The organism is Fibrobacter succinogenes (genome assembly GCF_902779965.1).
Lineage (GTDB): Bacteria > Fibrobacterota > Fibrobacteria > Fibrobacterales > Fibrobacteraceae > Fibrobacter > Fibrobacter succinogenes_F.
Genome location: NZ_CACZDK010000009.1, coordinates 1 through 12,403, shown reverse-complemented (window position 1 = coordinate 12,403; position 12,403 = coordinate 1). Strand labels below are relative to the sequence as shown.

The window sequence follows — 12,403 nt, the reverse complement described above, 5'->3', positions numbered from 1 at the left end:
GTTGTTTTCAAAAATGTTACTTTATGGGTATGAATCGCTTATTTTTCGCTATTTTGATTTTTATTCTTTCCATAAATGCATCGGCAGCCTTTGTTGCTGTGCTTGAAACGGCGGCAGATGGCAGTGCCAAGGATAGTGTGCCGTTTTTGGACCGCCAGTACCTTACTAACGTATTGCGAGAGCAGGCTGTCAAGGAACTCCCGGCGGTGCAGAATTACACCATCATGACTCGTGAAAACATCCAACAGATGTTGCCGCCGAGCAAGGCTCTTGAGGAGTGCGAAGGGAGCTGCCTTGTAGAAACGGGCAAGAATATTGCGGCCGATTATGTTTGCCAGGCTCGCGTGGGTCGCTTTGGAAATTCGCTTACGCTCTCGGCGGAACTCTACGAAACTGCAGGGAACAAGCTCATTGCAAGTTTCAACGGGCGTGGTTCTGATGTGAATGAACTTCTGGCAGTTATTGAAGCGAAGTCGCCTGAATTTTTCCATAGCGTTAAAGAATTGGAAATGTTCAAAAGAGGCAAGGCTGGAAATTCTGTAGTTCAAGAAACGACTGTTGCAGATTCAATTGTTGCTCCGTTGCCGGATCCGACGCCCGTTAATGTTCCTGTTGTTGAAACTCCGCTTGCCGCAAAAACAGAAGCGGTGGGCGAGAATAAGATTGGTGAAAGTATTCCTGCGAATGTCGGTCAGAATGCTCCGACGAAGGAAAAGTATGCAAAGAAAGGCATCCGTTGGGTGCCGCTGAGTATCGGCGCTGCCGCAACTGTGACCGGAGTTGTACTTGCCGTGGTCGGAAACAGTAAGGCGAAGAATTCTTCCGAGAAAAAGTATTCGACTGAAGCGGAATACAAAAAGAATCACGATGATGCCAAATCTGGGCAGACTTTGCGTGGTGTAGGTATCGGTATTGCGATTGCCGGTGCTGTTGGTATTGGACTTAGCTTTGCGTTCTAGGAGGGGTTTATGTTCGACGAGAGACGAAAGACTAGAGACGAGAGATCGGGTGAAACTTTACTGATGAAAAACGAGAGAAAAAACGTCATTGCGAGCGTAGCGAAGCTATCTATAATTATTTTATCCGTAGCGTCTTTCTTTTCTGCTTGCACGGATTATGTCTCGCAAATGGAAGATGATTTTGAGGGTTGGAAAAAGGCTCATTCAGAAATAGAATCGGATGAATCCTCGTCTAGCGTTGCTGAATCCAGTAGTAGTGAACCAGTTTCATCGTCTAGTGTAAAATCGAATGGCTCTGATGGAGACTACGATTGTTCTGTGTCTGATGGCGTGAAAGTTGTTTATCCTGCCGGTGGCGAAAAATTCAAGGTTGGGCAAACGATTGATGTTGTGTTTGGTACATCTGTAGATGATAGCTATCGCATCGTTTTTAGGAAAAATACTAGCGATGCAGGTGTGGATTTGCTCGACGAATCCTTCGATTTGAATGGCCCGGCTGATGGCAAAACTTGTTATTCTGTTAAGGTCAAACTAGATGCTGAATATGGTGTAGATGCAACTTCGAATGGTATTATTCGTGTTATTCCGTATAACAAGAGTAATAAGGGTGCGAGCTCGAAAGAATTTGTTGTTGAAAAAGGATTGAAGGAAGAATCATCGTCGTCATCTGCAGAGTCTTCTTCTGCTGCGGCTATTTCGTCGTCTTCAGTAAGTAGCTCTTCGATAATAACATTGGCATCTGGCGCTGTTGTCCAAAAAGATGTTTCGCTTTATTGGGATGATTATTCGGAATCATATGATATTGTAACGATTGGTTCTCAGACATGGATGGCAGAAAATCTTTATTCTCAATATATGTCTCCTTACTGTTTCCAGAACCGAACAGATTATTGTGAAATGTATGGTCGGCTTTATACGTTCAGTCTGACGGAGGATGCTTGCCCTGATGGATGGCATGTGCCGGATACGACGGACTGGAAAATTTTACTTGAAGTCGTTGGTAATAAATCTGCTAAAAAGCTCAAGTCTGAACAGTGGGCGGGTTCGGATGAATTCGGATTTGGAGTTCTTCCTGCTGGCTCTGGCAAAGTTAGTGATGATTGGAAACAGAGTTACGATGCCTCAGAATCATGTTTCTGGACTAGTAGTGAAACAGATGGAGAAAATGCGGCTGTTTTGTGTTTCTCTTCCGATGAAAACGAGGCTAAGTGGCAGAAAAGGTCAAAAACGTCCTTGTATTCTATTCGCTGCATTAAGGGCGAAAAAAAGACGGTTGCCAAGTCGTCAAGCAGCTCAGTGCAGTCCTCTTCGTCATTCTCTGTCTCGAAGCTGTCCGCAACGATTCTAGGCGATTCCTACTCGGTTGTTGATTTTAATGCCGAGGAAGGGAACATGAATCTTCATCAAAAATGGATGGCGGAAAACTTGCAGTATTGGGATGATAGCTTTACGTCAACAGAAAAAACGTGCTTTGATGATTATTATGCTTATGAACGAGATAATGGCGTTGATCTTTGCAAAAAATATGGGCGCTATTATAATACAGAGGAGGCTCTTTTCATCCATAGGCTGTCTACGGATCCGAATGATTGCTGGGTCTTGCCGGATTCGCAAGAAGTTAAGGAACTGATAGGTATCGTTGGTCATGATATAACAAAACTTTATTCTGAAGAAATGGGTGGGGACAACGAATCTAAGTTTAATCTTCTCCCAGCCGGTTACTACGATCGTGAAGCTGTGTTTTTGAGTTTGACGGGCAATAAAAGACTTAAAACTTGTTTTTGGATACGGTTAAATAGTCCGAGTAATCCAAGTAAATTGGCCGCTTACTGCTTCTATGAAAATGGCGAATCTTCGAAGTCTGAGATGACGGACGATGTTCGAAAAGCTCGTCTCCCCATTCGCCTTATATACGATCGGAATTATTGCCTCACGCATTGATAAATTTTATACTCTTGTCACTAATTAGCCCCTATTTTTATAATAGCGGTTGCCTGAGTGCAAAAAAATTTCTCTATTTGTATCGGTTTTTAGACTGTTCGTGGATTTTTTCCGTTGAAACCCCGGATTTTGGTCCCAAAGGTTTCTGGAGAAGGTCCGTAAGCGAACGTCTATTTTAATATAAGAGGTTTATTTGGTCGCCCAAGAAAAACTGAATTCTCTCATTGCCGACGCCTGCAAGTCTGCATCTGTGACGCTTGTAGAAGCTGATGTGTTCCGTGCCGGCAAGCGCAAGACATTGCGGATTTTTATCGACAAGCCCGAAGGTGTTACTATCGATGACTGCACGAACGTGAGTCATTTCCTTTCGGATGCGCTGGACCTGGATCCCGAGTTGATCGAGGGCGCTTACACGCTTGAAGTTTCTTCTCCGGGAATAGACCGCCCCCTCAAGTCTATGGCGGACTTTAACCGCAACAAGGGCCGTTTGCTCCGCGTGACCCGCTCGACGGGTAAGCCAGTGACGGGCGAACTTTTAGATGCCGACGAAGAAAATTTGAAGCTCAAGCTTAAGGGCAATGCCGGCGAAATCGTCATACCGCGGTCCGAAGTGCTTTCGGCCAAGGTCGAAGTAGAAATTAAATAGGAAGGTCAACTTATGAAGAACGAACCGAAAATTAGCTTGCTCGACGTGCTCAAGGAAGTCGTTGAAGACAAGAGTGTCGATGATTCCGTGATTTTGGATGCCCTCAAGAAGGCTCTTATTTCTGCGGCTCGCAAGTATCTGCACATCGAAAAGAAAATCAACGTTGATATCGACATGGAAACCAATGAAGTCCATGTGTTCTTGAATGTTGAAGTTGTGGACGATTATCCGGACTACGATCCGAACATGACTGCTGAAGAAGTGGCTGAAATGGACGAAGGCTACATGCTCGTCGATGAAGCTCGCGACTTTAACGAAGACGCTCAGGCAGGCGACAGTCTTTATATGGAACTCCCGACCTCCTCCTTTGGTCGTCAGGCTATCCAGACTGCAAAGCAGCTTTTGACGCAGCACATCCGCAGCGCCGAATGCCAGCGCATCATGGATATCTACCGCAGCCGCATCGGTACAATCATCAACGGTACAGTGCTTCGTTTGGAACAACGTAATGTTATCGTTGACCTTGGCAACAAGATTGAAGCTGAACTCCCGGCTCGCGAACAGATCCCGCACGAACGCTTGACTCAGGGCGCTTCTGTGAAGGCTGTGATTGCCCGCGTCGAAGAATCGACAAAGAGCGGTGCTCAAGTTATTTTGTCTAGATCTAACGCTGACTTCCTCAAGGCTTTGCTCCGTCAGGAAGTTCCGGAAATCTACGAAGGCACTGTCGAAATCAAGGCTGTGGCTCGTGACTCCAAGAATCGCCGTGCAAAGATTGCTGTTTACTCTCGCGACGAAAAGATTGACCCGGTTGGCGCTTGCGTCGGCATGAAGGGTGCTCGCGTCCAGACTATTGTTCGCGAACTTGGCAACGAACGCATCGACATCGTTCACTGGGACGAAAACTTCGACGTTTTCGTACAACGTTCTTTGGCTCCGGCATCTGTCCTCAAGATGTTCCCGGTTCCGGATACAGACCGTATCGTGATCATCGTTGATGACGAAAACCTCGCTCAGGCTATCGGTAAGGGTGGCCAGAACGTGGAACTCGCTGGTCGTCTCGTAGATCGCAAGCTCGATGTTCACGGCGAACAGGAATGGTCTCAGATGGATGAAGAATCCAAGAACAGCATCCTCGCCGCAAACTATGAGGATGAAAGAAGAATGAGAGCGAAGCGCATGGACGAAGACAGAAAGGCAAAGGCTGTCAAGGGTAACGCTTAAAAACTTTTGCGCAGGGCAAATAGTTTAACGGAAGAATAAGAAAAGGAATTGAATAGGCTATTCATGACGAATGAATCTCAAATGAAACCTAAGGATTGGGCTGATGCTCATGGATTGAAGGTTGATGTGGTGATGAAGCTGCTCCGCGATGCAGGCGTTGCAGTTCGTACCCATATGTCCAAATTGGATATGGCAGACTTTGAAAAGATTGAGGAGGCTGCCGCTGCCGAAAAACAGAAGCAGGATGCCCGCAACAAGAATCTGAAGAGGCCGACTGCTTCTGAAGCTGATTCTTCCGCTTCCGCTCCTGCAAAGAAGAAGGAAACGTCGGTTGCGACGAACAAGCTCGGCTTGAAGGTGAGCCTTAAGAAAGGCCCGGGCGCCCGCAAGGAAGCCCCGAAGGCTGTCGCAAAACAGGATCCGAAGTCCCCGATAGCAAAGCCCGCAGCTCCGGCTTTTGTGAAGCCTGCTGCTCCAGCTCCAGCTCAGGTTGCTCCGGCACCGAAGCCAGCCGCTCCGGCTCCGGTTCAGGCGGCTCCCGCACCGGTCGCAAAACCGGCTGCTCCAGCAACACCTGCACCTGCAGCTGTTAAGCCCGCTGCTCCCGCTCCGGCTGCAAATCCAGCCCCGGCTCAAGCGGCTCCGGCACCGAAGCCTGCGGCTCCCGCGCCTGCTCCGGCTCCTGCACAATCGGCTCCGGCAAAACCTGCCGCACCGGTTCCTCCGAAGCCTGCTGCACCGGCTCCTGCCGCTGCAAAGCCCGCTGCTCCGCAGCCGACTATGATGTCTGCTTCTACAGAACTCAAGCAGCCGCCGATGAAGGCTCAGGTGTTCAAGCCCGATGCCGCTATTCTCGCTCGTATCGAAAAGTCTCGCCAGCAGGCTCAGGCCGCTCGCAACAACCATCGTCCGAATGGCGGAAACCGCAATGGCGGCAACGGCCAGGGTTACACGGGTACGTTTGGCCGTCTCTCGAACAACGGCAACAACAACGGTTCTGATAACCGCAACAATAACAACAATAATCGTCGCCCGAACGGCGGTAACGCTAGCAGCAGTAGCCGCGGCTATACCGGACGCAACGGCGGGTTCTCCAGCGGTTCCATGCAGGAAGCTTTCAACGCTTCCAACAGCAACAACCAGGCGCTTGGTCAGAACCAGAATGGCAAGGGCAATGGCAAGGGCCAGAACGGTCGCCATAACAACGACAAGAACCGTCGTAGCAATACTAAAGACCGTCAGGAAATGCAGAAGGAACAGCAGCAGGAAGCCGTACGTCAGAACGTCTCCCGCGTGATGGCCTCCCTCTCCAAGAACCCGGTCAAGAAAGTTTATCACAAGGATCACTCCGAAAACAATACGGGTGAAGAAAAGAAAATCCTCAAGACTTCGGACTTCATTACCGTGGGCGAACTCGCTGGCCTCATGGACCAGATGCCGGCACGCGTTATTGCGAAGTGCATGGAAATGGGCATGATGGTGACCATCAACGCTCGCCTTGATTTCGAAACGATCCAGATTTTGGCTGATGAATTCGGTTACGAAGCTCAGCTGATGGAAGAATACGAAGAAGAAGCTCTCGGCATCGAGGAAGAATCTCAGGAAAATCTCCAGCCGCGTCATCCGGTGGTTACTGTTATGGGCCACGTTGACCACGGTAAGACTTCTCTCCTCGACTGGATTCGTAAGACCCACGTGGTGTCTGGCGAATCGGGTGGCATTACGCAGCACATCGGTGCATACGAAGTCACCACCAAGCAGGGCAAGGTTACCTTCCTCGATACCCCGGGTCACGAAGCGTTCAGTGCAATGCGTGCTCGCGGTTCACAGGTGACCGACGTTATCGTTCTCGTCGTGGCAGCAGACTCCATGGTCATGCCGCAGACGGTTGAATGTATTGAACTTGCAAAGCGCGAAAACGTCCCGATGGTCGTTGCCATTACGAAGATGGACTTGCCGACTGCAAATCCGGACAAGATTCGCGCCCAGCTCGCAGAACGCGGTGTAGAAGTCGAACAGTGGGGCGGTCAGACCAGCTGTATCGAAGTTTCTGCACGTACGGGTCAGGGCATGGATGTCCTCCTCGAAACGCTCGCTCTCGAAGCTGAAATTCTTGAACTTAAGGCCAATCCGGATACGCACGCCCGTGGCGCTGTCGTTGAATCCAAGCTTGACGTGGGTAAGGGTTCTATGGCAACGATCCTCGTGCAGAACGGTACACTCCATGTGGGTGACCCGTTTGTTTGCGGTATCTACGCTGGTCGTGTCCGTGCCATGTTCAATGAACGTGGTGTCCAGTTGAAGGAAGTTCCGCCTTCTGCTCCGTGCCAGGTGCTCGGCTTTGACGGTACTCCGCAGGCTGGTGATGAACTTGTCGTGGTGGAAGACGAAAAAACCGCACGTGAAATTGCTTCTAAGCGCCGTATGGCTGCTCGTGAACGCGATCTCCGCGCTCGTAAGACTGTGTCTCTCGAAAACTCCTTCAACGCCAAGAAGGAAGGTACGCTCTCCGAACTCAACCTCATCGTCAAGGCCGACGTGGGTGGTTCTGCAGAAGCTTTGGCCGCTTCCCTCGAAAAGCTTACCAACAAGGAAGTCCGCGTCAACATCATCCGCAAGGGTGTGGGTACGATTACGGAATCCGATATCCTGTTTGCAACGACTGCACAGGCAATCATCATCTCCTTCCACCTTATGCCGTCTCTCGCTGTTCGCGAAATGGCCCAGAAGGAAGGCATCGAAATCCGCAACTACCGCGTGATTTACGACTGCATTGAAGATATCAAGAACGCCGTGGAAGGCCTCCTCAAGCCGATCATGCGCGAAGAACTCGTTGGCGAAGCCGAAATCCGCCAGGTGTTCAAGGTCCCGAAGGTTGGTCTCATCGCTGGCTGTATGGTTACCGACGGCGAAGTCGACCGTACCTCTCACGTTCGCGTATACCGCAATGGTGTGGAACTCGGTACGACCGCAGTTCAGTCTCTCAAGCGCATGAAGGACGACGTCAAGTCTGTCGCTCGTGGCTTCGAGTGCGGTATCGGCCTCAAGGGTTACGACGATATCAAGGAAGGCGATAGCCTCATCTTCTTCAAGGAAGTCAAGGTCGCCCGTACGTTGGAAGACGTTGCCCGCGAAGAAGCTGAAGAAAAGGCCAAGAAGGCCGCTGAAGAAGCTGCCGCCGCGAAGGAAAGTAATACTTAAGTGATTAGTGGTTGGTGGTTAGTGGTTAGGATTGCATTTAAAAGTTCTTTTTTATATTCCTGCTTACTAACCACTGTTTACTAATCACTAAATTCATTCCTGCTTACTAACCACTGTTTACTAACCACTGATACGAATGACTAGAAGAACCGATAGATTAGGCGAACAATTCCGCGAGGAAATCGGAAAGCTCATCCAGAAGGGCTTGAAGGATCCGCGCGTGAGTTCTCTCGCGAGCATTACCCGTGTGGATATTACCGAAGACCTGAGCTATGCAAAGGCTCTCGTCTCGGTGATGGGTTCCGATAAAGAAAAGCGCGATACGCTTGTCGGGCTCAACAATTCCGCCGGCTTTATTCGTGGCGTCTTGGGCAAGTCCTTGAAAATTTTCAAGGTTCCGGAACTCAAGTTCGTTCTTGATGAAAATCTCGAACATGCCATGCACATCGAAGAAATCCTTGCAGAACTGAAGCAGAAAGGGGAACTTTAATTGACCCCTTCCGGCTTCGTCCTCTTGGACAAAATTGCAGGTGAAACATCTTTTAAGGCCCTTTTCCCTCTGAAAAGGGTCTTTTGTACTAAGCGCGTGGGCCATGCGGGTACGCTCGACTTGCGTGCAAGCGGGCTCATTATTGCGGCTACGGGGCGTGCTACGCGCCTTTTGCCCTACATCGAGGCGAAGGACAAGTGCTATACGTTCAGGCTCCACCTTGGCTATGAAACCGACACTTTAGAGTGGGACGGGGAAGTCGTGGAACAGGATGCGCGCTTCGACAAGCTCAGCGACCTTGGTAAGAGCCCTGAGCCAGCCGAAGGGCCGAGCAGAATCTCTCGTGAAGACTTGGAATGCGTTCTCCCGCAGTTCATTGGCGACATTGACCAGGTTCCGCCGAATTACTGTGCCGTGAAAATTAACGGTCATCGTGCTAGTGACTTGGCGAATCGTGGTCGTGATGTGGAACTCAAGCCTCGTCGTATTCATATCGAATCGCTCAAAGTTGTGGGCGAGGGGCTTGTGACGGAAGGCTGTACCGGCAAGTGCTTTGCCACGTTTGATTTGGAATGCAACTGTAGCAAGGGAACGTACATCCGTTCGCTCGGTCGAGATTTGGCACGTGCGCTCGGAACGTACGGCTGCGTCTCTATGATCCGCCGCCATCGCATTGGTAATGTGACTGTGGATCGCGCTGTTCGCGGGGACGCTCTCACGCCGGAACATTTGCTCCCTGTGGACCAGGTGCTTGATTTCCCGGTAGTCCGCTTGAATGACGACCAGGTAAAAGCAATTCGTTTAGGAAATTGGGTGCCGTGGCGCACTCCTGTTGAAAATTTAAGCACGACGCCTGGGTCGGAAAAGTTTGTCTTTACCGCCGATAAAGATGGCGCTGTGATTGGGCTTGGCGTCTATGACCCGGGCCGTATTTGCCCCAAATTTTATTTGGGCCAGGATGAATAGCCCTTCGGCAGGCTCAGGGACCTTGTCATTGATATTAGATTGCTACGGTATTTGAAGGATTGTGAAAATGAAACGCGCTGTGACAATGGGTAATTTTGACGGATGCCATTTGGGGCACCAGGCGCTTTTCCGCACATTGAAAGCGGTTGCCGAAGTGAACCATTTGCAGCCGACGGTCATCAGCTTTGAACCGCATTCCAATTACGTTTTGCGTGGACCGGGCGATCCGCTGCTCCTCACGACAACCGAAGAAAAACGCGAGTTCGTTGAGAGCCTCGGCATTGAATTTTTGGTATTGCCGTTCACGCATGAATTGGCAAAACTCCCGTTCGATAAATTTGTCCGCACGGAACTGATTGAAAAGCGCGAAGTTGTTTCGATGTTCTTTGGACACGACCATTGCTTTGGTGCTGGCGGCAAGGGCAATTACGAGACGATTACCGCTGCGTTCCCGGAACTCTCGACGCAGATGCTTTCGATGGTGCTGCACAAGGGCGAACGCGTGAGCTCTTCTGCGGTGCGCAATGCGCTTTTGAACGGCGATGTGGATCGTGCCCAGACGTATTTGGGTCGCCCGTACCGCTTGTCTGGAACAGTCGTGGTCGGCAAACGACTTGGTCACACTATAGGATTCCCGACGGCGAATGTGCAGATGGAACAGTACAAGTTCTTGCCGAAAGGCGGTGTGTATGTCGCAAGCGCTAGACTCTCGGACGGTCGCATTTTCCGCTCTGTCGTGAACATCGGAACGCAACCGACAACGCCAGGAACGCATAACCTTGCAGTCGAAGCGTATCTGCTTGACTTTAACGAAGACATTTACGGCCAGCATTTAGCGCTAGACTTGCTCGCCTTCTTGCGCCCCGAAAAGAAGTTCGCAAGCATCGAAGATTTGGTCCGCCAGATTGGCATGGATGCCGACACTGCCAAAAATTATAACGGAAATCACTGGGCGGAGTAGAGAAAGGAATAGATTCTAATTCCGAGAACTATTGCGGCTGAATTATTTTTTTGCTTTTTTCATTTCTAGATAAGCTTTCTCGCTTTTCTCAAGGTATTTCTTGTCTATTTTGCGTAGAAGAAGCTTGCCTTGTCCTTCCCGTTTTGGTGGAGTTTCCAGTCCCAATGTCTTGTACATATCCTGGACCAAAATCGCGATATCACCATAGTCAAGTCCAGTTTCTTTAATGTTATGTGTTGTAATAGCGATGGCGATGTAGGTAAACCCTGCATCTTTTATCATCTGTATTAGCGGCTTATAGGATTGAAGTTTCTTCAAGAAGTTTTCTCTATTATCATTCGGTTCTGCAATTTTATCTGGGTCCAAAACAATGACAATATCATTTGTGTCATATTTCGGTGCATAACTTGGTGCATGACGGTATTTAAGCAGGTCCCTAAAAACTTCATCGAATATGGATAAAGGGGCGACGGCGACTTTATCGTCCCTGTGTGGTGTAAGTTTGTGCTTCAGATGGGGCGGCCATATCCCGCCTTCGCCGAGGCCAACGGCTGAATAGATATCGTTGTTCTCATCGACAATCACGCTATCCAGCATGCCGTTCTTTTCGGAGTAAATTGCCCATACGATACGTCCGGCATCATCTTCGTATTCCTTGTGAAGCGAAATGTAGCGGCTCTCATATAAGTCGTGAGCGGCTCTGTAATAAAAATTTTTTGAAAAACCTCCGAATGCACCGATGACCATATAGTTCTTCGTGATTTGCAGGGATAGATTTAGCATTTGTTCTTCCGCCTAGCAAAGGGCAGAACATACCAAGGCTAACGCCAGTATCTTTCTAACACTTTTGAGCATAATCGTTTTTCGCTTTGCCGGTAAAGTTAGTGCTGGTTATTTTAAAGACTGTCACTGTGGCGGCTTGCTCGGGTGTGAATTCGAACTTGTGCGGGATCGCTGATTGCATGGAATGCGCGGAACTTGTGGATTGCGAACACTGCGCGGAACTTGCTGCTTGCCGTTCCATCAGGAGTGAAAGACCGTGGCATTTTTCGGCGATGTCATTGACGATTTCGGCTTTGCCTTGCCCGACGACGCTTGCGTAAAAACGACCGCTTTTGCAATAGGCTTCTTCGTGAATTTCGATGCGGTTCTCGACGCACATGCTGAATGCGACATTCGGATTTTTGCGGATGCAGTCGAGTTTCTTGCCGACATGTGCACAATGGAAATACAGTTCCAGAACGCCGCTGTTTAGGCTGTATCCGAATGACAACGGAATTACGTAGGGTAGGCCTGCGTTTGTGTCATCCACCATCGCGACATGGCATGTTGTGCACTGTTCGATAATCTTTGCGATGTTTTCATCGCCTAAAACTTCTCTGTCCTTGCGCCGCATTTTACCTCAACTTTTTTACGATATTTGAGTTTAAATATAATCATCCAAAGGTGTTTAAATTATTGAGATTGTGGAGATTCTTTCAAAGAATCAAAAATGTGAGCTTTCATTTCTTTAAAACTTCTTCTAGCGTAAAATCTTCTTTTGAAAAGAAGAATGTGTTTTTGCCCAAGTCTTTTAGAGATGCTCCAAAATGATAGGCTGTGTCATCGATAAATAAAAATCGATCATGGACGCTGTCACTGGGTATGGGCGAGTAAACGTTGGTCTTGCTCTAAATCCTTTGCTTCTACATTGGAAAGTCGATTGATGAGCCCAGCATTGTCAATCAAATAATGACGCATTGCAATGAATGCTTCCATAATGGCGATACTCATTTTTATAGCTGTTTTGCTATGAAGAACGGCAGAAAGCATTGCTACTCCCTGTTCTGTAAATGCATACGGTTTTTTTCTTCGTCCTCCATTTTGACCAGAAAAGAAGCTCTCTGCCCGTGAAGTCGCAATTTGCGACTTCACCAAATTAAGTCCTTTAGGTAAGAAGCCGATGCGTAGCATCGGCTTTAACAACCACCCGCTATGCGGGTGAGATTAGAGCTTAAGCCATTACGAATAGAAGA

The 12,403-nt window shown here is 49.0% G+C and carries 11 protein-coding genes; 8 read left to right on the top strand and 3 right to left on the bottom strand.

Annotated features, from left to right (window positions below; all coding sequences use genetic code 11):
• Window positions 1-29 precede the first annotated feature (29 nt).
• From HUF13_RS06100 to ribF, 8 genes are all read left to right on the top strand, one after another.
• On the top strand, window positions 30-959 hold the full coding sequence (locus HUF13_RS06100) for a hypothetical protein (protein WP_173474296.1): 930 nt from the start codon (window positions 30-32) through the stop codon (window positions 957-959).
• Window positions 960-968: 9 nt separating this feature from the next.
• The gene (locus tag HUF13_RS06095) at window positions 969-2,900 is read left to right on the top strand and encodes an FISUMP domain-containing protein (RefSeq protein ID WP_173474295.1); all 1,932 of its coding nucleotides are present in this window, start codon (window positions 969-971) and stop codon (window positions 2,898-2,900) included.
• A gap of 193 nt (window positions 2,901-3,093) precedes the next feature.
• Window positions 3,094-3,546: a ribosome maturation factor RimP gene (rimP, locus tag HUF13_RS06090; RefSeq protein ID WP_074207968.1), complete on the top strand. Its 453-nt coding sequence runs from the start codon at window positions 3,094-3,096 to the stop codon at window positions 3,544-3,546.
• A gap of 12 nt (window positions 3,547-3,558) precedes the next feature.
• Complete coding sequence (nusA, locus tag HUF13_RS06085; protein WP_173474294.1) at window positions 3,559-4,770, top strand: transcription termination factor NusA; 1,212 nt, start codon at window positions 3,559-3,561, stop codon at window positions 4,768-4,770.
• 81 nt (window positions 4,771-4,851) lie between these two features.
• A complete protein-coding gene (gene infB, locus HUF13_RS06080; RefSeq protein ID WP_304038872.1) occupies window positions 4,852-7,971 on the top strand; it encodes a translation initiation factor IF-2 in 3,120 nt (1,039 codons plus the stop codon).
• A 136-nt stretch (window positions 7,972-8,107) separates the two neighbouring features.
• Window positions 8,108-8,461, top strand: coding sequence for a 30S ribosome-binding factor RbfA (rbfA, locus tag HUF13_RS06075; RefSeq protein ID WP_173387180.1), 354 nt, complete (start codon window positions 8,108-8,110; stop codon window positions 8,459-8,461).
• Complete coding sequence (gene truB / locus HUF13_RS06070) at window positions 8,462-9,427, top strand: tRNA pseudouridine(55) synthase TruB (protein WP_173474292.1); 966 nt, start codon at window positions 8,462-8,464, stop codon at window positions 9,425-9,427.
• A gap of 67 nt (window positions 9,428-9,494) precedes the next feature.
• Window positions 9,495-10,388 (top strand): riboflavin biosynthesis protein RibF, encoded by an 894-nt coding sequence (gene ribF / locus HUF13_RS06065; RefSeq protein WP_074207971.1) that lies wholly within the window; start codon window positions 9,495-9,497, stop codon window positions 10,386-10,388.
• 42 nt (window positions 10,389-10,430) lie between these two features.
• Here ribF and HUF13_RS06060 read toward each other — a convergent pair whose 3' ends face one another.
• The 3 genes from HUF13_RS06060 to HUF13_RS06045 all read right to left on the bottom strand — a co-directional run bounded on the left by HUF13_RS06060 (window position 10,431) and on the right by HUF13_RS06045 (window position 12,353).
• Window positions 10,431-11,171, bottom strand: a complete 741-nt coding sequence (locus HUF13_RS06060; protein ID WP_173474291.1) for a hypothetical protein — start codon at window positions 11,169-11,171, stop codon at window positions 10,431-10,433.
• Window positions 11,172-11,226: 55 nt separating this feature from the next.
• Window positions 11,227-11,784 carry a pyridoxamine 5'-phosphate oxidase family protein gene (locus HUF13_RS06055; RefSeq protein WP_173474290.1) on the bottom strand — a complete coding sequence of 186 codons (558 nt, stop codon included), beginning with the start codon at window positions 11,782-11,784 and terminating at the stop codon, window positions 11,227-11,229.
• Window positions 11,785-12,023: 239 nt separating this feature from the next.
• Window positions 12,024-12,353, bottom strand: coding sequence for an ORF6N domain-containing protein (locus tag HUF13_RS06045; RefSeq protein ID WP_173474289.1), 330 nt, complete (start codon window positions 12,351-12,353; stop codon window positions 12,024-12,026).
• Window positions 12,354-12,403: the final 50 nt, after the last annotated feature.